General features: G+C 74.8%; 18 protein-coding genes. 10 read left to right on the top strand and 8 right to left on the bottom strand.

What is annotated here, in order from left to right; genetic code table 11:
- Positions 1-160 precede the first annotated feature (160 nt).
- Both WA788_RS20725 and WA788_RS20720 read left to right on the top strand, forming a co-directional pair.
- A complete protein-coding gene (locus tag WA788_RS20725) occupies positions 161-1,231 on the top strand; it encodes a LacI family DNA-binding transcriptional regulator (RefSeq protein ID WP_335979473.1) in 1,071 nt (356 codons plus the stop codon).
- Between the two features lie 129 nt (positions 1,232-1,360).
- Positions 1,361-2,983 (top strand): FAD-dependent oxidoreductase, encoded by a 1,623-nt coding sequence (locus tag WA788_RS20720; protein ID WP_335979472.1) that lies wholly within the window; start codon positions 1,361-1,363, stop codon positions 2,981-2,983.
- 28 nt (positions 2,984-3,011) lie between these two features.
- On the opposite strand, the gene WA788_RS20715 is transcribed toward WA788_RS20720, so the two are convergent.
- Together WA788_RS20715 and WA788_RS20710 are read right to left on the bottom strand one after the other, a co-directional pair.
- Positions 3,012-3,704 (bottom strand): response regulator, encoded by a 693-nt coding sequence (locus WA788_RS20715; RefSeq protein ID WP_335979470.1) that lies wholly within the window; start codon positions 3,702-3,704, stop codon positions 3,012-3,014.
- Positions 3,701-6,436, bottom strand: coding sequence for a DUF4118 domain-containing protein (locus WA788_RS20710; protein ID WP_335979469.1), 2,736 nt, complete (start codon positions 6,434-6,436; stop codon positions 3,701-3,703). The genes WA788_RS20715 and WA788_RS20710 overlap by 4 nt, the downstream gene beginning before the upstream one ends.
- A 327-nt stretch (positions 6,437-6,763) precedes the next feature.
- On the opposite strand from WA788_RS20710, the gene WA788_RS20705 reads away from it, so the two are divergent.
- Both WA788_RS20705 and WA788_RS20700 read left to right on the top strand, forming a co-directional pair.
- Positions 6,764-8,761, top strand: coding sequence for an APC family permease (locus WA788_RS20705; RefSeq protein WP_335979467.1), 1,998 nt, complete (start codon positions 6,764-6,766; stop codon positions 8,759-8,761).
- A gap of 99 nt (positions 8,762-8,860) precedes the next feature.
- A complete protein-coding gene (locus WA788_RS20700; RefSeq protein ID WP_335979465.1) occupies positions 8,861-9,238 on the top strand; it encodes a DUF6221 family protein in 378 nt (125 codons plus the stop codon).
- 103 nt (positions 9,239-9,341) lie between these two features.
- On the opposite strand, the gene WA788_RS20695 is transcribed toward WA788_RS20700, so the two are convergent.
- Positions 9,342-9,509 (bottom strand): hydrophobic protein, encoded by a 168-nt coding sequence (locus WA788_RS20695; protein WP_200823292.1) that lies wholly within the window; start codon positions 9,507-9,509, stop codon positions 9,342-9,344.
- A 103-nt stretch (positions 9,510-9,612) separates the two neighbouring features.
- Here WA788_RS20695 and WA788_RS20690 point away from each other — a divergent pair, with 103 nt between their 5' ends.
- Positions 9,613-10,383, top strand: coding sequence for an AraC family transcriptional regulator (locus tag WA788_RS20690; RefSeq protein WP_335979463.1), 771 nt, complete (start codon positions 9,613-9,615; stop codon positions 10,381-10,383).
- Positions 10,384-10,958: 575 nt separating this feature from the next.
- Positions 10,959-13,340, top strand: coding sequence for a phosphoketolase family protein (locus tag WA788_RS20685; RefSeq protein WP_335979462.1), 2,382 nt, complete (start codon positions 10,959-10,961; stop codon positions 13,338-13,340).
- Between the two features lie 72 nt (positions 13,341-13,412).
- On the opposite strand, the gene WA788_RS20680 is transcribed toward WA788_RS20685, so the two are convergent.
- The gene (locus tag WA788_RS20680; RefSeq protein WP_335979461.1) at positions 13,413-14,309 is read right to left on the bottom strand and encodes an ABC transporter substrate-binding protein; all 897 of its coding nucleotides are present in this window, start codon (positions 14,307-14,309) and stop codon (positions 13,413-13,415) included.
- 200 nt (positions 14,310-14,509) lie between these two features.
- Between WA788_RS20680 and WA788_RS20675 the strand changes: the two genes are divergently transcribed.
- Positions 14,510-14,650, top strand: coding sequence for a hypothetical protein (locus WA788_RS20675; RefSeq protein WP_335979459.1), 141 nt, complete (start codon positions 14,510-14,512; stop codon positions 14,648-14,650).
- Positions 14,651-14,729: 79 nt separating this feature from the next.
- Here WA788_RS20675 and WA788_RS20670 read toward each other — a convergent pair whose 3' ends face one another.
- Positions 14,730-15,323: a TetR/AcrR family transcriptional regulator gene (locus WA788_RS20670; protein WP_335979458.1), complete on the bottom strand. Its 594-nt coding sequence runs from the start codon at positions 15,321-15,323 to the stop codon at positions 14,730-14,732.
- An 83-nt stretch (positions 15,324-15,406) separates the two neighbouring features.
- Between WA788_RS20670 and WA788_RS20665 the strand changes: the two genes are divergently transcribed.
- Complete coding sequence (locus WA788_RS20665; protein WP_335979456.1) at positions 15,407-16,792, top strand: FAD-dependent monooxygenase; 1,386 nt, start codon at positions 15,407-15,409, stop codon at positions 16,790-16,792.
- On the opposite strand, the gene WA788_RS20660 is transcribed toward WA788_RS20665, so the two are convergent.
- The gene (locus WA788_RS20660; RefSeq protein WP_335979455.1) at positions 16,755-17,711 is read right to left on the bottom strand and encodes a DMT family transporter; all 957 of its coding nucleotides are present in this window, start codon (positions 17,709-17,711) and stop codon (positions 16,755-16,757) included. The two genes, WA788_RS20665 and WA788_RS20660, sit on opposite strands and share 38 nt — an antisense overlap.
- A gap of 39 nt (positions 17,712-17,750) precedes the next feature.
- Here WA788_RS20660 and WA788_RS20655 point away from each other — a divergent pair, with 39 nt between their 5' ends.
- Entirely contained in the window at positions 17,751-18,284 is a 534-nt protein-coding gene (locus WA788_RS20655; protein ID WP_335979453.1) for a MarR family winged helix-turn-helix transcriptional regulator, read from the top strand.
- A gap of 413 nt (positions 18,285-18,697) precedes the next feature.
- A complete protein-coding gene (locus tag WA788_RS20650; RefSeq protein ID WP_335979451.1) occupies positions 18,698-19,465 on the top strand; it encodes an alpha/beta hydrolase in 768 nt (255 codons plus the stop codon).
- On the opposite strand, the gene WA788_RS20645 is transcribed toward WA788_RS20650, so the two are convergent.
- Positions 19,462-20,337, bottom strand: a complete 876-nt coding sequence (locus WA788_RS20645) for a LysR family transcriptional regulator (protein WP_335979449.1) — start codon at positions 20,335-20,337, stop codon at positions 19,462-19,464. The genes WA788_RS20650 and WA788_RS20645 overlap by 4 nt on opposite strands.
- A gap of 102 nt (positions 20,338-20,439) precedes the next feature.
- Positions 20,440-21,432 (bottom strand): aldo/keto reductase, encoded by a 993-nt coding sequence (locus WA788_RS20640; protein ID WP_335979447.1) that lies wholly within the window; start codon positions 21,430-21,432, stop codon positions 20,440-20,442.
- Positions 21,433-21,613 lie beyond the last annotated feature (181 nt).

The raw sequence follows: 21,613 nt of genomic DNA, 5'->3' as shown, positions 1-21,613 counted from the left end.
GCAGCGCTCCACAGGTGTCAACAAGCGTGTACGATGACGTCACACTTTCGTGCAGGCGCGACGGAGGTGGAAGCAACGCCGGGATGGCGGGACCTCTGATGATGCGCATTATCATCGCGGTCGGGTTCCGCGCCCGGACGACGAGAGAGGGACATGGCCCATGGGTAACCCCCGATCGCCGCGCCGGCCCACCCAGGCCGACGTCGCGCGGCTCGCCGAGGTGTCGCCGTCGGTGGTGTCCGCCGTGGTCAACGGGCGGCACGACGGCGCGGTGCGCGCCAGCGAGCCGACCGTGCGGCGGGTGTGGGAGGCGGTCCGCAAACTCGGCTACTCCCCCAACCTGGCCGCGCGCAGCCTCGCGGGGGGCCGCAACAACATCGTGGGCGTGTTCACCTACGAGGCGGTCTTCCCCACCGACCGGCTGAGCTTCTTCCACGACTCGCTGACCGGGATCGAGGAGGCGGCCGAGGAACTCGACTGCCACCTGCTGCTGTTCACCGGGTCGCGCGGCCGCGGGCAGGACGGCGGCCGCCGCCGGGCGATCTTCAAGGACGGCGTCAACACCCTCCAGGTCACCGACGGCGCGGTCCTGCTCGGCCAGGACGAGGACCGCGAGGAGTTGTCCGCACTCGTCGCTTCCGGCTTCCCCTTCGTCTACATCGGCCGCCGGGAGCTGAGTTCCGGGGAGATGTCCTACGTCACCGCCGACTACGCCGCGGCCACCCGCGGGCTGGTGGAGCGGTGCGCCGGGCTCGGCCACCGCCGGCTGGCCCTGCTGCGCAGCACGGTCGCCTCCGAAGCCGTGCTGGAGCGCGAGACCGGGTACTTCGAGGCGTGCCGCGGCCACGCCGGGGTGGAGTCCGGCGCGGTGCACCTGGTCGAACCCGACGCGGTGGCCACCGACCTGCTGGCCACCCTCGCCGACCAGGGCGTCACCTGCGTGGTGACCGACGACTCCAACCACGCCGCGAGTGTGCGCTCCGGGGCCATCGGGCTGGGGCTGCGGGTGCCGGAGGACCTGTCGGTCGTCGCGCTCGGCGACTTCGCCGGCAGCCGCCCGGACGACCCGACGATCACCTCGCTGCTCACGCCCCGCCGGGAGATGGGCGGGCAGGCGGTGCGCCTCCTGGCGGACCTGCTGGCCAGGCCGCAGGACACCGCGCCGCGGCGGGCCGTGGCGACCTGCGGGACGCGCCCCGGCCAGACCCTCAAGGCACCGCCCGCCCGCTGACCACCCGCCGCTCCTGCCGCCCACCGGTCCGCACAGGCCGCGGGCCGCGGGCCGCCCAGTACGGCCCGACCGCCGCTCCGCTCGTCCCTCCGCCTCGCCCCGCCCCACCCCGCTGATTCGAGGAGTCCCATGCGCGAAGACCGATGTGACGTGCTGGTGGTCGGCAGCGGGCTCGGCGGGGTCGCCGCCGCTCTCGCCGCCGCGCGGCACGGCCGTACCGTCGTGCTGACCGAGGCCACCGACTGGATCGGGGGCCAGCTGACCACGCAGGGGGTGCCGCCCGACGAGCACCCGTGGATCGAGGAGTTCGGCTGCACCCGCGGCTACCGGACGCTGCGCGACAAAGTGCGCGCCTACTACCGGCGCAACTACCCGCTCACCGCGGCCGCCCGCGCCGACGAGCGGCTCAACCCCGGTGCGGGCCGGGTCAGTCGGCTGTGCCACGAGCCGCGGGTCGCGGTGGCCGTGCTGGAGGAGATGCTCGCCCCCTACCGCGCGGCCGGCCGCATCCGGCTGCTCACCCGCCACGAACCGGTCGCCGTCGGGCACGACGGGGACCGGATCTCCTCGGTGACGCTGCGGGACGCCGCCGGGCAGGAGGTCGAGATCGCCGCCCCGTACACCATCGACGCCACCGAGCTGGGGGACCTGCTGGAGCTGGGCAAGGTGGAGCACGTCACCGGGGCGGAGTCGGCGGCCGAGACCGGCGAGCCGCACGCCCTCGACGGCGCCGCCGAACCGCTCGACCAGCAGGCGGTGAGCTGGTGCTTCGCGCTGGAGCACCGGCCCGGCGAGGACCACACCATCGACCGGCCGGCCGAGTACGCCTTCTGGCGCGACCACCGCGCCGCCTTCTGGCCCGGTCCGCAGCTGGGCTGGGCCGAGGTCGACCCGTGGGACCTCAGCGAGTACCGCCGGGCGCTCTTCGTGGACACCAGCGGACGCCCCGACGGCTTCGGGCTGTGGGACTTCCGTCGGGTGCTGGCCCGGGCGCACTTCGCGGAGTCCGCCGGGATCGGCGACGTCACGCTCGTCAACTGGGCCCACATTGACTACTGGCTCGGCCCGATCGTCGGGGTGCTGCCCGAGGAGCGCGACCGCCACCTCGCCGCCGCGCGCGGTCTCAGCCGGTCGTTCCTGTACTGGATGCAGACCGACGCGCCCAACTCCCAGGGCGGCACCGGCTTTCCGGGGCTGCGGCTGCGCCCGGACGTGCTCGGCACCCAGGACGGCTTCGCCAAGGCGCCCTACATCCGCGAAGCACGGCGCATCCGGGCGGAGTTCACCGTCACCGAGCTCCACGTCGGCACCCAGGCCCGCGAACCCCACGTGCGCGAGGGCGAGTTCGCCGCGGAGTTCGCCGACACCGTCGGCATCGGCTCCTACCGGATCGACCTCCACCCGAGCACCGGCGGCACCCGCGGGCCGCGTACCTTCGTCGACATAGAGACCTGGCCGTTCCAGATCCCGCTCGGCGCCCTCCTCCCGGTCCGCGTCGACAACCTCCTGCCCGCGGCCAAGAACATCGGCACCACCCACATCACCAACGGCTGCTACCGGCTCCACCCCGTGGAGTGGAACATCGGCGAGGCCGCGGGCGCCCTCGCCGCCCACTGCCTGGACACCGGGCTGCGGCCGCGCCAGGTCCGCGCCCGCCCCGACCGTCTCGCCGACTTCCAGCGCCTGCTGACCGCCCACGGCGTCGAACTCTCCTGGCCCCAGCGGGTCCGCGGCCTCAAGCAGTACTACTGACGGGCGCGCGAGCACGGCAGTTGGGACGTCACGGTTCGAAGCGGTAGCCCATGCCCGGTTCGGTGATGAGGTGGCGGGGGCGGGACGGGTCGGGTTCGAGTTTGCGGCGCAGCTGGGCGAGGTAGACGCGCAGGTAGTTGGTCTCGGAGCGGTAGGAGGGGCCCCAGACCTCCTGGAGGAGCTGGGTCTGCGTGACCAGCCGCCCGGGGTTGCGGACCAGGACCTCCAGCAGGTGCCACTCGGTGGGCGTCAGCCGTACGTCGGCGCCCGCGGCGGTGTGCACCTTCTTCGCCGCCAGGTCCACGGTGAAGGCGTCGGTGGCCACCACCGCCTGGTCGTCGGCGCCCGTGCTGGTCCCGGGTTCGGCGCGGCGGACCGCGGCGCGCAGCCGGGCCAGCAGCTCGTCCATGCCGAAGGGCTTGGTGACGTAGTCGTCGGCGCCCGCGTCGAGCGCTTGGACCTTCTCCTTGGAGGCGTGCCGGGCCGACAGCACGATGATCGGCACCCGGGTCCAGCCGCGCAGGCCGCGGATCACGTCGGCGCCGTCCATGTCGGGCAGGCTCAGGTCGAGCAGCACCACGTCGGGGTTGTGGGCGGCGGCCAGCCGCAGCGCGCCCGTGCCGTCGGGGGCGGCGTCCACCTCGTAGTGCCGGGCGCGGAGGTTGATCACCAGCGCCCGGACCAGCTGGGGTTCGTCGTCGACCACCAGGACCCGTGTCATCGTTCCGGCGCCGCCTCTCGCAGCTCGGGGGCCGGGGCCGGCCCGGGGGCGGTGGGCAGCGTGAAGACCATGCTCAGGCCGCCCCCGGGGGTGTCCTCGGCGGTGAGGGTGCCGCCGGTGGCCTCGGTGAAGCCGCGGGCGACGGCCAGGCCGAGGCCGACGCCGGTCCCGGCGGTGGGCGCGTCGCCGTAGCGCTGGAAGGGCTCGAAGACCAGGTCCTTCGCCTCCTCCGGTACGCCGGGCCCGCGGTCGATCACCCGCACCTCGACCCGGGTGCCGTCCGGCAGGGCGAGCGGGTCGGCCCGGATCACCACGGGCCGCCCGGGCGGGCTGTACTTGACGGCGTTCTCCACCACGTTGGCGACCGCCCGCTCCAGCAGCCCGGTGTCCACCCGCACCAGCGGCAGCGCCTCGGGCAGCTCCAGGCGTACGGCGTCGGCGGGTACGTCGGCGAGCGCGGCAGGCACCACCTCCTCCAGCGCGACCTCGCGCAGCAGCGCGTGGACGGCGCCGGTGCGCAGCCGGCTCATGTCGAGGAGGTTGCCGATGAGGTGGTTGAGGCGGTCGGCGCCGGTCTCGATGCCCGCGAGCAGCTCCGCCTCGTCCTCCTCGCTCCAGTCGACCTCGTCGGAGCGCAGCGAGGTGACCGCGGCCTTGATCCCGGCGAGCGGGGTGCGCAGGTCGTGGGAGACGGCGGCGAGCAGCGCGGTGCGGATGCGGTTGCCCTCGGCGAGGCGGCGGGCCCGGGCGGCCTGCTCGGCCAGCCGCCGCCGCTCCAGCAGCGCGGCGGTCTGCGCGGCGAACGCGACCAGCACCCGGCGGTCCTCGGCGGGCAGCACCCGGCCGTTCAGCGCCAGCACCAGCCGCTCCCCGGCCGGGACTTCGACGTCGGCGGCTTCGGGTTCCAGCGCCGGGTGCGGCCCCACCGAGGCCGCGGTGCTCCAGCCCCCGGCCGCCTCGCCCCCGTCACCCGTCGTTCCGCCGTCGCCCGCCCCGCCGCCGTCACCGGCACCGCGACCGCCACCGTCGCCCTTGCCGTCACTCTCGCCCTTGCCGTCACCCTCGCCCTCGCCCTCGCCGGGCTCTCCTGCGGGCGGCCCGCCCGCGTCCGGGCCCGCGGTGAACTCCAGCAGCGCCGCCGACTCCATCGCGAAGGTCTCCCGGACCCGGTCCAGCAGCGCGGTGATGCTGTCGGTGCCGTCCTCCCCGCGCAGCACAGCCCCCGCGAGGTACCCCAGGATCTCCGTCTCCGCGCGGCTGCGGGCCGCCTGCTGGGCGCGGCGCGCCGCGAGGTCGACGACGGAGGCGACCGAGATGCCGACGGCGACGAAGATCGCCAGCGCGAGCAGGTTCTGCGGGTCGGAGATGGTGAAGGTGTGGGTGGGCGGCGCGAAGTAGTAGTTGAGCAGGAGCGAGCCGACCAGGGCCGCCGCGATCGCCGGGAAGACCCCGCCGACGAGGGCGGCGGCGACGGTGAGCGCGAGGAAGAGCAGCAGCGGCGTGGTGAGCCCGGGGGTGCCGGTGCCGGCCCGCAGCAGCAGGGTGAGCAGCGGCGGGCCGCCGACGCCGATCAGCCAGCCGCCGACCGCGCGGGCCCGGCCCAGGCCGATCGGCAGCCGCCCGGGCAGCCGGGGCCGCCCGCCGGCCACGTGCTCGTGGGTGACGATGTGCACGTCGATGTCGCCGGACTCGCGGGCGACGGTCGCGCCGACGCCGGGCCCGAGGACGTACTGCCACGCCTTGCGGCGGCTGGAGCCGAGCACGACCTGCGTGGCGTCCACCCCTCGGGCGAAGTCCAGCAGCGCGGCGGGGATGTCGGCGCCGACCACGGAGTGGTAGCTGCCGCCCAGGTCCTCCACCAGCCGCCGCTGCCCGGCGAGGTCGCCGGCGGCCGGTCCGGCCAGGCCGTCGGAGCGGACGACGTGCACCGCGAGCAGTTCGCTGCCGGAGCCCTTGGCGGCGATCCGGGCGGCGCGCCGGATGAGGGTGGCGCCCTCGGGCCCGCCGGTCAGGCCGACCACGATGCGCTCGCGGGTCTGCCAGGTCGCGGCGATGCCGTGCTCGGCGCGGTAGCGCAGCAGGTACTCGTCGACGCGGTCGGCGGTCCACAGCAGCGCCAGTTCACGCAGCGCGGTGAGGTTGCCGGGCCGGAAGTAGTGCGAGAGGGCGGCGTCGACCCGGTCGGGGGTGTAGACGTTGCCGTGCGCGAGGCGGCGGCGCAGGGCGTCGGGGTCCATGTCGACCAGGTGGATCTGCGCGGCGCGCCGGACCACCTCGTCGGGCACGGTCTCCTGCTGCCGCACCCCGGTGATGCCCTCCACCACGTCGCCGAGGGACTCCAGGTGCTGGATGTTGACGGTGGAGACGACGTCGATGCCGGCCCGCAGCAGCTCCTCGACGTCCTGCCAGCGCTTGGCGTGGCGGCTGCCGGGCACATTGGTGTGGGCCAGTTCGTCGACCAGCGCGACCTTGGGGCGGCGGGCGAGCACCGCGTCGAGGTCCATCTCGGTGAACTGCGCGCCGCGGTGGGTGACATGGCGGCGCGGCACGGTCTCCAGGCCGGCCAGCAGCTCGCGGGTGCGCGGCCGGGCGTGGTCCTCGACGTAGGCGGCCACGACGTCGGTGCCGCGGGCGATCCGGCGGTGTGCCTCGCCGAGCATGGCGTAGGTCTTGCCGACCCCCGGCGCGGCGCCGAGGTAGATCCGCAGACTGCCGCCGTGCGACGTGCCCACCGCTGCCTCTCCCTCTCCACGGGCTCCGCCCGCGAACCGCGCCCACGGACTCCGCCCGCGAGCAGCACCCACCACTGCGCCCGCCGCGAAGCTCCGCGGACACCCTTGAGCATAGGCCGCCGAAGGCCGCCGCAACGCCTCCCACCAGCGGTGGCGCGGCCGCGGCCCCCCGCGGGGCGGTACGGGGAAGGGGTCGCGCCAAGGCACCAGAGGGAAAGGCGTTAAGGACGCGCTAAGATCCCGCGCCCGCCGCCCTGGATGTCCGGTTCGCCCGGACTGCGTGCCGTCTCATAGAAGGGCCCGCACTCCTTTCCGAACGGACCGCCCATGCTGTCGTCCCCCGCCCGGCCCCCGGCTGCCGCGCTCCCCGAGAGCCCCGGGTACCGGGTGAAGAAGCACCTGCTGGGCACGCCGCTCGTCACGGAGCAGCTCACGGCCGAGCGGCTGTCCAACCCGATCGCGCTGGGCGTGCTCGCCTCGGACTGCATCTCCTCGATGGCCTACGGCTCGGAGCAGATGCTCGTGGTGCTGATCCCGGCGATCGGGGTCGCCGCGTTCACCGCGCTGATACCCCTGACCGCCGCGATCCTGTGCGTCCTGCTGCTGCTCACCCTCTCCTACCGCGACGTGGTCATGGCCTACACCCGGGCCGGCGGGTCCTACGTGGTGGCGCGGGAGAACTTCGGGCCGCGGGTCGCCCAGGTCGCGGCGGTCGCGCTGCTGATCGACTACATCGTCACCGTCGCGGTGCAGGCGGCGGCCGGCACCGACGCGCTGGTCTCGCTGATCCACCTGCTGTGGGGCGACGCCCGGCTGACCGCGCTGGACGACAACAAGCTGTTCATCACCGTCGGGGTGGTGCTGCTGCTGTGCTGGGGCAACCTGCGCGGCATCCGCGAGGCGGGCCGCTCCTTCGCGCTGCCCGCCTACCTGTTCATGAGCGCGATGGCGCTGCTGATCGTCACCGGCTTCACCCGCTTCCTGCTGGGCGACCACTCCCGGATCGACGTGCACACCCCGGGCATGGTGGGCCTGGGCGGCGACACCCACGGCTTCTTCTACGGCGCCTCGCTGCTGATCCTGCTGCGCGCCTTCGCCAACGGCGGCTCCTCGCTGACCGGCCTGGAGGCGATCTCCAACGGGGTGAGCGTCTTCCGCGCCCCGCAGGGCCCCAACGCCCGCCGCACCATGGTCGCGATGTCCTGCATCCTGGGCACCGGCGTGCTCGGGGTGTCGCTGCTCGCGCACATCACCCACGCCACGCCGTACGTCGCGCAGACCCCCACCGTCGTGTCGCAGGAGGCGAGTTGGGCCTTCGGCGACAGCTGGTACGGCACCGCGGGCCTGGTCTTCGTGCAGCTGGCGACCGCGCTGATCCTGTACATGGGCGCGAACACCTCCTTCAACGGCTTCCCGTTCCTGGCCAGCTTCGTGGCCGAGGACTCCTTCCTGCCGCGCCAACTCACCCGGCGCGGGCACCGGTTGGCGTTCTCCAACGGCATCATCGTGCTGACCGTGGTGTCGCTGGCGCTGCTGTTCGCCACCAAGGGCAGCCTCAACTCGCTCGTCGGGCTGTACGCGATCGGCGTGTTCTCCGGCTTCACCATGGCCGGCGCGGGCCTGGTCCGGCACCACTGGCGGGCCCGCGACGGCCGGTGGCGGGCGAAGCTCGCGCTCAACGGGCTGGCCTGCGGGGTGTCGCTGCTGGTCGCCCTGATCTTCGCGGTCACCAAGTTCACCGAGGGCGCGTGGGTGGTGGTGCTGGTCTTCCCGCTGGGCGTGTGGGCGCTGATCAAGGTGAACCAGCGCTACCGCGAGGAGGCCGCCGCGCTGGCGGCCGCGCCCGCCGACGCCACGCTGCCGGGGGCCAGCACCCAGGTGATGTACCTCCTGGTGGACCGGGTGGACCTGGCGGTGATCAAAGCCATCCGGTACGCCCGCGCGCTGCGCCCGGCCGAGATCCGCGCGGTGCACGTCATGGTGGACGCCCAGGAGGCCAAGCGGCTCGCGGCGCAATGGAACCGCACCGAGGTGGGCGACCTGCCGCTGGAGATGGTGGAGTGCCCCGACCGCCGGATCAGCCGCGCGGTCCTGGAACTGGTCGACCGCCGGGTCCGCGAGCAGCGGGCGCAGGTGACCCTGCTCATCCCCGAGCGCAACTACTCCCCGGTGCTCGGCCGCCTCCTGCACCGCCGTACCGCCGACCACATCGCCCGCGCGGTCGGCCGGCTGCCGGACGTGGTCGCCACGATCGTGCCCTTCGACGTCGCCGAGCCGCACGAGGAGCGCGCGCCCGACGGCTCGGCCGCCGCCCGCCGCACCTGAAGGACCACCCCCACCGCCGCCGGGCGCGGGCCCGTACGATGCCAGGACGCCGGGGCGGCCGGCAGGGCCGGGGCGTGCGGCCGGGTGGAAGGGGACGCCGTGATCGAGGAGTTGACGGCCTTCGTGCGTGCCCGCATGGCGGAGGATCTGGCCTGCGCGTGGGGCGGCGCGGCGGACGGCGGGCGGTGGACGGCCGACGGGCCGCGCCTGGTCGTCGGCTCCGGTGCCGCGTTCGAGATGGGCGCGCCGGCGGCCGGGCACGCCGCGCACCACGACCCGGACCGGGTGGTGCGGGCGGTAGCGGCCAAGCAGGCGATCCTCGACCGGTGCGAACGGCACCTCGAGCGGACGGCGCCCGGGCCCGGCGCCCGCGACGGCGAACTGGTCGTCGCGCAGATCCTGGTGGCGCTGGCCGCGGAGTGGGCGGCCCACCCCGACTACCGCACGCAGTGGACGGGCGCGCCCGCGCAGACGTAGCCCGCGCGCCGGGCCCGGACAGGGCAGTGGGCCGCCCCGGGTCGATCGGAGCGGCCCACCGTGACGCGCGGGCCAGGTGCGAGGCAGCCGGCTCGCGCGCGTCTCACCACCGGTACCAGCGGCCCCTCCCGGAGCCGGACCCCGGCCGGATCAGGAATCCGAGCAGCCACAGCACAAGTACGACCACCGCGACCCACCAGAGGATCTTCACGGCGAACCCGATCCCGAACAGCAGCAGCGCCAGCAGTAGCACGACGAGCAACGGTCCCATGGTTATCAGCCTCCTTGACCTGCGCCTGCCCCGCCGCCCGCACCCCACACCGGGCAACCTCCGGCGGTTCCGCGGCGGGCGGGATGCGCTATGTTCGGTGACCATGTCGCCGACCAGCCGGCCCGCCCAGCGCCCCGCGGCCCCGCCCGCCGAGGCGCTGCGGGTGATCAACTTCGACCTGGCCCGCGGCCAGCGGTTCGGCGAGCACGAGCACAGCACGCACCAGCTGGTGTGGTCCCCGGCGAGCGTGCTGACCGTGGACATCGCGGACCACTCGTGGGTGCTGCCGCCGACGCTGGCGCTGTGGATACCGGCCGGGGTGCCGCACACCACGGGGGCGACCCGCCAGGCCCAGATGCGCAGCGTCTACCTGCTGCCGGACCGCTGCCCGGTGCGCTGGACCCAGCCGACGGTGGTCGGGGTGCCGCCGCTGCTGCGCGAGCTGATCACCCACCTGGGCGACCCGGACCTCGGCGCGCAGCCGCGGGCCCGGGCGGAGGCGGTGCTGTTCGACCTGATGCGGCCGGTGGCGGTGACCACCATCGAGCTGCCGATGCCGCTGGACGAGCGGGCCCGCAAGGTCGCCGAGGCGCTGCTCGCCCGCCCGTCCGACCACCGCGCGCTGGAGGAGTGGGGCCGGGAGGTGGGCGCCAGCGCCCGCACCCTGGCCCGGCTGTTCAGCGCCGAGACGGGGATGTCGTTCGGCCGGTGGCGCACCCGGGCCCGGCTGCGCGCGGGCCTGGAGCACATGGCGGCCAACCGCCCGCTCGCGGCGGTCGCCCACCACGTCGGCTACACCACGCCGAGTTCCTTCGTCGCCGCCTTCCGGCAGGAGACCGGCCGCACCCCGGGCGCGTACTTCACCGCGAAGTGAGCGCGTCGCGTCACAGCGAACCGAGTGCCTTCTCGAAGTCGCCGAGTGCCGCGATCGCGTCCTCGTAGCCGGCGGGCAGGAAGTAGCTGCTGCCGTAGAGGTGGCCGGCCGCGCAGTTCCCCGCGCCCCTGCGTAAGTGCCCCCTCCGGCCCGCAACCGCCTGCCAGTACGTCGTGGCTCGTCGCGCAGTTCCCCGCGCCCCTGCGTGAGTGCCCCTGCGGAGCGCTGCTACCTGCCGGTACGTCGTGGCTCGTCGCGCAGTTCCCCGCGCCCCTGGGGTACGTGCGGCTGCTCCGCAGCGCACCGGCGCACCCGACCACGCCGAGCACCCCCACCAGGGGCGCGGGGAACTGCGCGACCAGCCACCCACCGGCCGGCAGCCGGGAACGCACCGCACCCCCAACGGCGGGCCGCCGCAGGCACGCGCCGGAACCGCACCGCACCCCCGACGGCGGGGGGAACCGTCAAGCCCGCCCGGAGGGGCTCGCTCGGATGGGCGTACGCCCGCACGCCGCCGCTGGGTACGCCTGAGCATGCGGAAGCAAGCGCACATGCCCGACAAAGGACCACTGAGGATGCCGAGCGGCCTGACCGAAGAGGAACTGTCCGCGCTGGACGCCCACTGGCGTGCCGCGAACTATCTGGCCGTCGGCCAGATCTACCTGCTGGACGCGAACCCGCTGCTGAAGGAACCCCTGCGCCCGGAGCACGTGAAACCGCGGCTGCTGGGCCACTGGGGCACCTCCCCCGGCCTGAACCTGGTCCACACGCACCTGAACCGGATCGTCCGCGCCAGGGACGTGGACGCGATCTGCGTCTGGGGCCCGGGCCACGGCGGCCCGGCGGTGCTGGCGAACGCGTGGCTGGAGGGCAGCTACACGCAGACGTACCCGGACGTCACCCGGGACGCGGCGGGGATGGGCCGGCTGTTCCGCCAGTTCTCGTTCCCGGGCGGGGTGCCGAGCCATGTCGCCCCGGAGACGCCGGGCTCGATCCACGAGGGCGGCGAGCTGGGCTACGCGCTGTCGCACGCGTACGGCGCGGCGTTCGACAACCCGGACCTGCTGGTGGCGTGTGTGATCGGCGACGGCGAGGCGGAGACGGGCCCGCTGGCGACGTCGTGGCACGCCAACAAGTTCCTGGACCCGGCGCACGACGGCGCGGTCCTGCCGATCCTGCACCTGAACGGGTACAAGATCGCGAACCCGACGGTGCTGGCCCGCCTCCCCGAGGACGAGTTGGACGCGCTGCTGCGCGGCTACGGGCACGACCCGATCGTGGTGGCCGGCGACGAACCGGCCGCGGTGCACCGGGAGATGGCCGCGGCGATGGACACCGCGCTGGAGCGGATCACGCAGATCCAGCGGGCGGCACGCCATGGCGCGGGCCCGGTCCCGGACGGCACGGACCGCCCGCGCTGGCCGATGATCGTGCTGCGGACGCCGAAGGGCTGGACGGGCCCGGCGGAGGTCGACGGCCTGCCGGTGGAGGGCACCTGGCGCGCCCACCAGGTGCCGCTGGCGGAGGTCCGCACCAATCCGGAGCACCTGCTCCAGTTGGAGGAGTGGCTGCTGTCCTACCGTCCGGCCGAGCTGTTCGACGACGCCGGGCGACCGCGCGAGCAGGTCCTCGCGTGCGTGCCGTCCGGCGACCGGCGGCTGGGCGCGAACCCGCACACCAACGGCGGTCTGCTGCTGCGCGAGCTGCCGGTGCCCGACCTGGACCGCTTCGCGGTGCCGGTCGAGCGCCCGGGCACCGAGCTGCACGAACCCACCCGCGTGCTGGGCGGGTTGCTGGCGGAGGTGATGGCGGCGACCGCGCAGCGCCGCGACTTCCGGATCGTCGGCCCGGACGAGACGGCGTCCAACCGGCTCGACGCGGTGTACACGGCGTCGGGGAAGTCCTGGCAGGAGCGGCTGCTGCCCACCGACGAGGACCTGGACCGGCACGGCCGGGTCCTGGAGGTGCTGTCCGAACACACCTGCCAGGGTTGGCTGGAGGGCTATCTGCTCACCGGCCGGCACGGGCTGTTCTCCTGCTACGAGGCGTTCGTCCACATCGTCGACTCGATGGTGAACCAGCACATCAAGTGGCTGCGGGTGACCCGCGAGCTGCCCTGGCGGCGCCCGATCGCCTCGCTCAACTACCTGCTGACGTCGCACGTGTGGCGCCAGGACCACAACGGCTTCTCCCACCAGGACCCGGGGTTCATCGACCACATCCTCAACAAGTCCCCCGAGGTGGTGCGGGTCTACCTCCCGCCGGACGCCAACACGCTGCTGTCGGTCGCCGACCACGCCCTGCGGTCAAAGGACTACGTCAACGTCATCGTGGCCGGCAAACAGCCCTGCTTCGACTGGCTGACGATGGACGCCGCCCGCGCGCACTGCGCCCGCGGCGCGGGCATCTGGGAGTGGGCGGGCACCGAGGACGGCAGCCGCGAACCGGACGTGGTGCTGGCCTGCGCGGGCGACGTACCGACCCAGGAGGTGCTGGCCGCGGCGCAGTTGGTGCGCCACCACCTGCCGGAGCTGGCGGTGCGGGTGGTCAACGTGGTGGACCTCGCGCGGCTGCTGCCGGAGAAGGAGCACCCGCACGGGATGTCCGACCCGCAGTACGACGCGCTGTTCACCGCGGACCGGCCGGTCGTCTTCGCCTACCACGGCTACCCGTGGCTGATCCACCGGCTCGCCTACCGCCGCAGCGGCCACCGCGAGCTGCATGTCCGCGGCTACAAGGAGATCGGCACCACCACCACGCCGTTCGACATGGTCGTCAGCAACGACCTGGACCGCTACCGGCTGGTGATGGACGTCATCGACCGGGTGCCGGGGCTGGCCGTACGCGCCGCCCCCGTACGGCAGTTGATGGAGGACACCCGGCTGCGGCACCGGGGCTGGATCCGCGCGCACGGCACCGACCTGCCGGAGGTCGCCGAGTGGCGCTGGGACGGGTGAGCCCGCCGGGCTGAAGTGCCCCGTACGGCCGTCCGGGTCCGCCCTTCCGCGCGGTCCCGGGCGGCCCACCGGTCAGCCCGCCGCCGGTCCCGGTGCGCGCAGCGCGGCCGCCACCGCGCGCAGGAACTGCGCGTACGCGCCCGGCGCGGGCGGCAGTTCGGGGTTCCAGGGCAGCACCTGGGCGGTGCGGGCGAGCTGCTGCCAGGCCGGGACCCCGGCCAGTTCGGCGAGCGGCACCGCGTTGGCGCGGGCGTCGGCGAGCAGCACCCCGGCGCCGCCGACCGCCTCCAGCGCCTGGTCCCAGTCGGTGGTCCGCCAGTTGACGCCCGGGCCGGGGCCGGGGTCGGGCGTGCGGACCCCGAGGTCGGCCAGGTGCCTCAGCTCCGGCCAGGTCTCCGGCCGGGCCAGGTGCACCTGCTCGGGCCCGCCCGGCGACAGCGCGACCACCCCGGCGGTGCCGGCGCCCGCCGCCAGCTCACGCAACTCCGCTTCGGCGGCGGCCAGTTCACCGTCGGCCGGGGGCGCGGGCGCACCGAACGCCGCCGCCAGCTCCGCGAACCGGCCGAGGATCGTCCGCAGCGGCGCCCCGCCCCCGACGCCGAGCGCCACCACCGGCACGCCCGCCTGCTCAACGGCGTCCTCCGCGAGGGCGTACGCCGACTTGCCGTCGTAGGTCACGTCCACCACGACGTCCGGGCGCAGCTCGCGCAGCACCTCCGCGGTGATGTCCGCTCCCCCGCCGAGGTACGCCGCCTCCCGCGGGTCGAGCCCGCCCAGCTTGGCCGGGTCGGCCCGCGCGCTGTCGTGGCCGGACCCGTAGACCGCGACCGGCCGTATGCCGTACTCCCACAGCGCCGCCCCGGCCCGTACGTACGCCACCACGCGGGGCGGCGTGCCCGGTCCGGTCGCGGTGCTGCCCCGGTCGTCGGTGAACTCCCAACCCGCCTGCCGCGCCCTGTCGTCCGCCATCACCGGCACCCCCTTCACGTCCCGTGCGGGACGCCTCGCTCCTCCAGCGTTGCCTGCGCCGGCCCGCCCCCGCCCTGCGCGCCGCGCTTTCCACCCTGCGCCCCGACCCGCCTTCGCGACAAGGACGCCTCGCCCGCCGGATCGCGCGATCAGCCTTCGACGCAGGGGAATTCGGCGGAGGAGGAAGCGCGGCCAGGTGCGTGCTCGCGATCCCGCGGTTGCCGGTCCGGCCCGGCGCTGACCGGCGCTGGGCGGCGCTGACCGGCGAGGGAGACCTCGCGGCAGGGGTGCGGGAGCGGGACGGTGAGGACGGTGTCCTCGCCAGCGTCCAGGCCTACTGAGCACCTGCCATGTTGTGTCGCCGAACGGCCATCGGCACCCGTCGGCCGGCCGTACGCCGTCGAACGCGACAGTGGGGCTTCAGTAGTCGCAGCCGTTCAGCCCGCGGTAGACGAAACGGGTCAGCGCCTCGATCGCCTCGTCGTCCACCTGGCCGGCGCGCTGCGGGCGGGCCCGCAGGATGGCGTGGATCAGGTCGAACGCCATGCGCAGGGAGGTCTCCGGCGAGGCGGGCAGGGGGCGGCCGGCCTCGGCGACACAGGTGACGTGGCCCAGGATGTCGGCCATCTCGCTCGCCTCGAACCTGGCCAGTGTCGCGGCGATGTCGCCGCTCACCAACGCGGCCTCCTGCGCGGCGCGCATCGTCACGGCGTGCTCCCGGTAGACGTGCGCGTACATGGCGATGTGTGCGCGGACGGCCTCCGGATCGGTGAAGTCCGACCGGTGCCCGGGGGCGGCGGCCAGGGTGTCGCCCTCGGCCGACATGTCGGCCATGAGCGCTTCCAGGAGCGCTTCCTTGCCGGCGAAGTGGTTGTAGAAGGAGCCCGCCGCGCGTCCGGCTTCGGCGGTGATGTCCGTGATCTTGGTGTTCAGGTAGCCGCGTTCGGCGAAGACCCGCTTGGCCGCCGCCTTCAGTGCGACCTCGGTCTCCGCGGCCCTCTCCTTGCGTTTCACGGCACCTCCTTGACCCGGAACAGTACCAACGAGCATACTGAACCCACATTCACTGAATAGTGATTCAGAAAAGAGGTCAGATCATGGACGTACTGATCGCGGGTGCCGGTCCGACCGGCCTGACCCTGGGCATCGACCTCGCCCGGCGCGGGCTCGGCGTACGCGTCATCGACAAGGCGAGCGAGCACTTCGCGGGTTCGCGGGGCGACGGCCTCCAACCGCGCACCCTGGAGGTCTTCGAGGACCTCGGGGTCCTCGACGCGGTCCTCGCGCGAGGGCGCGCGGTGGCAACGGTCCGCGTCCACCTCGACGGCGCCCACGTCATGGACCGGCGGACGGCCGAACTGATGGAAGCGACTCCCGACGTGCCCTACCCGAACGCCTGGGTGCTCGGCCAGTCCCAGACGGAGGGCATCCTGCGGGACCGGCTCGCCGGACTCGGCGTGCGCGTCGAACTCGGCACGGCGCTGGTCGACTTCACCCAGGACGAGGACGGGGTGGCGGCGCGCCTGTCCACCGGAGAGACCGTACGCGCCTCCTACCTGGTGGGGGCGGACGGCGGACGCAGCACCGTCCGCAGGACCCTCGGCGTCCCCTTCGAGGGGACGACGGACGAGACCGTCCGGATGCTGCTCGGCGACGTGACCGCCGACGGACTGGATCACGCCTGGGGCTACTGGTTCGCCCGCGCGGACGCCCCGCAGGCCGGCGTCGGCCTGAGCCCGCTGCCCGGCACGCCCGGCCTGTTCCAGTTCAACGCGCCGCTCGTCGAGGAAGACGACGACGCCACGCTGGAGACCCTCCAGGCCGCGTTGGACGCCCGCGGCGCGGGCGTCCGGCTGACCCGGCTGGACTGGTCCACCGTCTGGCGGCCGAACATCCGCCTGGCCGCGCGCTTCCGGGTGGGCCGGGCCTTCCTCGCGGGCGACGCCGCCCATGTGCATCCGCCCACCGGCGGGCAGGGGCTCAACACCGGTGTGCAGGACGCCTACAACCTCGGCTGGAAGCTGGCCGACGGCTCACCCGAACTGCTCGACAGCTACGAGAGCGAGCGGCGCGCGACCGCCCAGAAGGTCCTCACCGTCAGCACCGAACTCCTGCGCAAGCACCGGGAGGGAGCTGAGGACGCCCATGAACGCGGCGCGAACACCCGTCAGTTGGACGTCTCCTACCGGACGGCCGAGGGACGGGTCGTGGCGGGCGACCGCGCTCCGGACGCACCCGTCACCGACGCCGACGGCCGGGCCATACGGCTCTTCGACCTCTACCGCGGCCCCCACGCCACCCGACTGACGTTCGGCGCACCCGCACCGGACGCCCCCCACGCCTTCGCGGTCCTCCGCCCCGGCCAAGCCGCGACCGGCCCCCATGTCATCGACACCCACGGGCACGCCTACCGGGCCTACGACGCCTCGGACGGCACCAGCCTCCTCATCCGCCCCGACGGCTACATCGGCCGGCGCCGCTGAGCGAGCGCCGGCGCCGGAAGCCGCCTGGCATCCTCCCGCTCCCCGCGCCGTCACCAGTTGCGGCGGACCCGGACGCCGGCGCCGGACGGCCGAGCAGCACACCGGCCAGTACCAGCGGCAGCCCGGCGAACTGCCGTACGGTGAGCGGCTCGTGGGCGACGGCGGTGCCGAGCAGCACCCCGGTCACCGGGTTGAGCAATCCCACCAGGCCGACCGTCGCCGCGGGCAGCCGGCTCAGCGCGGCGAACCAGGCGGTGAACGCGACGGCCGTGGCGATCACCGCGACATAGCCGAACCCGAACAGCGCGCGGCCGTCGAGCGCGGGCGGCGCGCCCTCGAAGGCCGCGGCGAACGGCAGCAGCAGGAGGCCGCCGGCGAGCAACTGCCAGCAGGTGGAGGCCAGGACGTCCACCCCGGTGCCCCAGCGCTTGGCCAGCACGTAGCCGAGCGAGGACAGCAGCATCGCGCCCGCGGACGCGGCCACCCCCAGCAGGTCCGCGCCGCCCGACCCGCCCCACAGCATCAGGCACACCCCGCCGATGCCGACGCCCGCGCCCGACAGGTGGGCGGCGCGCGGGCGTTCGCCGACCAGCGGCCACGCGATGAGCGCCATCACCAGCGGCGCCGCGGCCATCACGGTCGCCGCGGTGCTGGTCGGCAGGCGCTGCGCGGCGAGGTACACCAGCGCGAAGAAGCCCCCGGCGTTGAGCACCCCGAGCACCGCGGACCGCCACCACCACGCCCCGCGCGGCAGCCGGCGGCGCAGCGCGAGCAGCAGCAGCCCGGCCGGCAGCGCCCGGATCGCCCCGCCGTAGAGCGGGTCGCCCGGGGGCAGCGCCGCCTTGGTGACGTAGTAGTTGGCGCCCCAGGCCACCGGGGCGACGGCCGCGAGGAGCACCCACCGAAAATTAGCTTCCATGGAAGATACTATGCCTTCCACGGAAGCTATAGTGAAGCCATGCCCGCAGAACCCGCCGGCTCCGGCCCGCCGCTCGACCACATCGCCCGCATCCAGGCGGAGTGGGCCCGCGAACGGCCCGGGGTGGACGTCTCCCCGCAGGGCGTGATCGGCCGGCTGCACCGCGTCGCGGGCATGCTCACCGAGCAACTGTGCGTGGTCTACCGCCGGTTCGGCCTGAGCGAGGGCGAGTTCGACGTGCTCGCCGCCCTGCGCCGGGCCGGGGCCCCGTACGAGCGCGCGCCCGGCGAACTGGCCGCGCACACCATGGTCACGACCGGCGCGATGACCAAGCGGATCGACCGGCTGGAGCGCGGCGGCCTGGTCACCCGTCGCCGCGCCGCCGCCGACGGACGCGGCCGCGTGGTCCGGCTCACGCCCGCCGGGCAGGACCTGATCGACCGGGCGTTCACCGAGCACATGCGCAACGAGCGCCGCCTCCTCGACGCGCTGCCCCCGCAGGAGGCCGCCCAACTCGAAGCCCTCCTGACCGCCTGGCTCTCCCGCCTCGAACCGCCGCGCACGGAAGGGTGATCGCCGCCGACGCGGCGCTTCCGCAAGGAGAGCGGACCGCCCGCGGACGGGCGGGCGGACCGATGCGGATACGTGATCGGCTGTGATCAGGAATCGTCGTTGGACGGCCGCGCCGCGTGTGCTGCATGCTTCGGGACATGACGACGCACCCGCCCGCGGACCGACCCGGCCCCTGCGGCCCGGCACGCGGCGGGGCGCCTGCGCTCTGTTGCTGCGGCTAGCGGCACCGTCCGACCGTCGCGGGCCAGTGCTGCCGCCCGGGTGCTGGCGCGGATGACCCGCGCCCCGCTGCCGGCGCGCATCCCCGGGTCCGCTCGTCCGCGGCCGCACCCGTATCCGTACGTCCCCGTACACCCCCGCACCCGTCACCGTACGCACGCGCCCGCGCGCCCCTGCCCCCCGAGGACACCGCCATGACTTCCGTGAACGCTGCTCCCGCCCCCGCGGCCTGGGAGATCCCGCCGGCGCTGGGTCCGCGCGGCACCGTCGTGCTGCTGCCGGGCCGCGGCGAGGACCCGCTGCTGTATGAGCGGTTCGGCACGCGGCTGGCCGCGGACGCCTACCGGGTGCGGGCGGTGGCCGACCCGAGCAGGTGGCCGCGGGAGGCAGCGGCGCAGGTGCGGGAGGTGCTGGCGGACGCGGACACGGTGCGGCCGGTGGTGCTGGCCGGGTCGGACGCGGGCGCGCTGTTCGCGGTGGGGCTGGTGGCCGCCGGCGAGGTGGCCGTGGACGCGCTGCTGCTGGCCGGGCTCCCGACGGACAAGGACGCCGATGGCGCCCAAAGCGCCGAGTGGGAGGAGGAGTTGGGGACGCGCACCGCGTGCCCCACGCACCAGGGGCGGCTGGCCGCGGCCGAACGGCTGGAGCGCGGCGCGCTGTTCCGGCCGCTGCCCCCGCAGTGGTACGACCGCGCGGAGTTCGCGAAGGTGGCCGTCCCGGTGCTCGGCCTGCACGGCGCGGCCGACCCCGTAAGCCCCGTGGACGCGGCCCGCACCGCCTACGCGGCCGCGCCCCGCGCGGAGTTGGTGACCCTCGCCGACGGGCGGCACGACGCCTTCAACGACATCTCGCACCGCAGTGCCGCCGCGACCGTCGTGCTCTTCCTGGAACGGCTGCGGCAGGGCGCGGACCTCGCGCCCATCGCGACGCGCGAGCCGCTGCCCGGGCGGGCCGCCGACTAGACGGCGGCGGCCAGCAGGTCGCGCACCGCGGCGGCGGTGGCCCCGGCCAGTCCCGGCGGCGCGTCCGCCCTGGTCCGCAGGTGGAGCGGTTCCGGCGGCACCGGCGGGAGGTCCGCGCACCGCTGGAGCCCCTCCGGCGGCGGGCCGACGTCGGCGAGCAGGCCGACGCCCAGCCCGCCGCGGATCGCGTTCATCACCCCGGCGAGGTAGGCCGCCTCCACGACGACCGCCGACGCCACGCCGTGCCGGGCCAGGGTGTCCAGCGCGCGGCGGCGGATCGTGCAGGGGTGGTCGATGACGACCACCGGGACGGGCACCCCGGGCGCCGGCATCCGCCAGCCGGGCGCCGCGAACCACGCCAGCGGCAGTTCCCCGGCCGGCACGCTGCCGCCCGTGCCCGTGCCCGCGTCGCCGACGAAGACGGCCACGTCGATGGCGCCGCGGTCCACGCCGTCGCTCAGCCGGGTGCCGCGGTCCAGCCGGAACCGTACCCCGCGGCCCGGGTAGTGCTCCTTGAGCGCGCCCGTGATCGCCGGGAGGATGCGGTCGGCGGCGTGCTCGGTGGCGCCGACCACGAGGGTGCCCGCCCCCGCGGCGCCGCCCGCGCCCCGGCCGAGGCGGGCCAGCGCCTCGTCATGGGCGGCGAGGATCTTCCGCGCCTCGGCGAGCAGGATCTCCCCGGGCGCCGTCAGCCGCGTCACCCGCCCGACCCGCTCCACCAGCGGCCGCCCCACCGCCTTCTCCAGCCGCCGCACATGCTGGCTCACCGCCGACTGCGACAGCCCGATCGCCGCAGCCGCCCGGTGGAACCCGCCGCAGTCGGCGATCGAGGTGAAGCTGCGCAGCGCAGCGATGTCCAGCACGTCGGCCATCCGCGAAGCGTACCGATCCGCCGTTTCAGCAACCTTGCAGCGATATGTACCACCGCACGGCGGCCGGACCGGAACCCCCGGGGGCCGGGGCCGTACCACCGCTCAGCCCCGGGCGACCTCCGCGGTGTGCGCGGGGGTGTAGCGCTCGCCCCTCACCTGGTCGCTCAGCGGGTCCAGCGCGGCCAGCGCCTCGGCGTCCAGGGTGAGTTCCAGCGCGGCCGCGTTCTGCTCCAGCCGGGCCGGGCTGCGGGTGCCCGGAATGGCCGCCACCGCCACCCCGAGCCGCTCGGCCTGGGCGTACACCCAGGCCAGCGCCACCTGGGCCGGGGTGGCACCCAGCCGGTCGGCCACCTCGCGCACGGTCCGCGCGATCTGCTCGTTGGCCTCGCCCGCCGCGCCGGCGAAGCGGGGGTTGCCGCGCCGGAAGTCCTTCTCGCCGAGCGCGGAGCGGTCCAGGGTGCCGGTCAGGAACCCCCGTCCCAGCGGCGAGTACGGCACCAGCCCGACCCCCAGCTCGGCCATCACCGGGGTGACCGCCTCGACGTCGCGGGTCCACAGCGAGTACTCGCTCTGCACCGCGGCGATCGGGTGTACCGCGTGCGCCCGGCGCAGCAGCGTGCCGTCGACCTCGGACAGGCCCAGGTGGCGGACCTTGCCCGCCCGGACCAGCTCGGCCATCGCGCCGACGGTCTCCTCGATCTCCACGTCCTGGGGCGGGCGGTGGGCGTAGTACAGGTCGATCACGTCGACGCCCAGCCGCAGCAGCGAGGCGTCGCAGGAGCGCAGGACGTAGTCCCGGGCGCCGCGGATGCGGCGAGCGCGGTCGCCGCCGCTGCGGTCGATGCCGAACTTGGTGGCGAGCTGCACCTGGTCCCGGCGGCCGTGGACGGCCCGGCCGACCAGTACCTCGTTGTGCCCGGTGCCGTAGGCGTCGGCGGTGTCGAGGAACGTGACGCCCAGGTCCAGGGCCCGGCCGATGGTGGCGAGGCCGCCGTCCCAGTCGGCGGCGCCGTAGCTCTCGCTCATGCCCATGCACCCCAGGCCCATCGCGCTGACGGTGAGACCGGGTGAGCCGAGCGTGGTTCGGGTGATCATGCGCGGATACTCCTCCTGCCCGGCGGGCCGGGCGGTACGTCGAGGGCTGGTGGACGCCGCTGACGCTAGGACCTGGAGAACGCTCGAAGGCAAGCCGGAGGCCCCGCACCCCGCCGGCGGGTCGGGCGCGGCGGGGGCGGCCGGCACGGCGGGGGCGGCGGGCACGGCATGCGCGGACCGG

The organism is Streptomyces sp. CA2R106 (assembly GCF_037034245.1).
GTDB lineage: Bacteria > Actinomycetota > Actinomycetes > Streptomycetales > Streptomycetaceae > Actinacidiphila.
Note: the sequence above shows the minus strand (reverse complement) of the source record. Positions and strands in the feature narration are given on the sequence as shown.

What these genes read in the sequence shown, in the direction of transcription:
- WA788_RS20725 (WP_335979473.1), top strand. Translation starts at nt 161, where the DNA reads ATGGGTAACCCCCGATCGCCGCGCCGGCCCACCCAGGCCGACGTCGCG.
- WA788_RS20720 (WP_335979472.1), top strand. Translation starts at nt 1,361, where the DNA reads ATGCGCGAAGACCGATGTGACGTGCTGGTGGTCGGCAGCGGGCTCGGC.
- WA788_RS20715 (WP_335979470.1), bottom strand. Translation starts at nt 3,704, where the DNA reads ATGACACGGGTCCTGGTGGTCGACGACGAACCCCAGCTGGTCCGGGCG.
- WA788_RS20705 (WP_335979467.1), top strand. Translation starts at nt 6,764, where the DNA reads ATGCTGTCGTCCCCCGCCCGGCCCCCGGCTGCCGCGCTCCCCGAGAGC.
- WA788_RS20695 (WP_200823292.1), bottom strand. Translation starts at nt 9,509, where the DNA reads ATGGGACCGTTGCTCGTCGTGCTACTGCTGGCGCTGCTGCTGTTCGGG.
- WA788_RS20690 (WP_335979463.1), top strand. Translation starts at nt 9,613, where the DNA reads ATGTCGCCGACCAGCCGGCCCGCCCAGCGCCCCGCGGCCCCGCCCGCC.
- WA788_RS20685 (WP_335979462.1), top strand. Translation starts at nt 10,959, where the DNA reads ATGCCGAGCGGCCTGACCGAAGAGGAACTGTCCGCGCTGGACGCCCAC.
- WA788_RS20680 (WP_335979461.1), bottom strand. Translation starts at nt 14,309, where the DNA reads ATGGCGGACGACAGGGCGCGGCAGGCGGGTTGGGAGTTCACCGACGAC.
- WA788_RS20665 (WP_335979456.1), top strand. Translation starts at nt 15,407, where the DNA reads ATGGACGTACTGATCGCGGGTGCCGGTCCGACCGGCCTGACCCTGGGC.
- WA788_RS20660 (WP_335979455.1), bottom strand. Translation starts at nt 17,711, where the DNA reads ATGGAAGCTAATTTTCGGTGGGTGCTCCTCGCGGCCGTCGCCCCGGTG.
- WA788_RS20655 (WP_335979453.1), top strand. Translation starts at nt 17,751, where the DNA reads ATGCCCGCAGAACCCGCCGGCTCCGGCCCGCCGCTCGACCACATCGCC.
- WA788_RS20650 (WP_335979451.1), top strand. Translation starts at nt 18,698, where the DNA reads ATGACTTCCGTGAACGCTGCTCCCGCCCCCGCGGCCTGGGAGATCCCG.
- WA788_RS20645 (WP_335979449.1), bottom strand. Translation starts at nt 20,337, where the DNA reads ATGGCCGACGTGCTGGACATCGCTGCGCTGCGCAGCTTCACCTCGATC.
- WA788_RS20640 (WP_335979447.1), bottom strand. Translation starts at nt 21,432, where the DNA reads ATGATCACCCGAACCACGCTCGGCTCACCCGGTCTCACCGTCAGCGCG.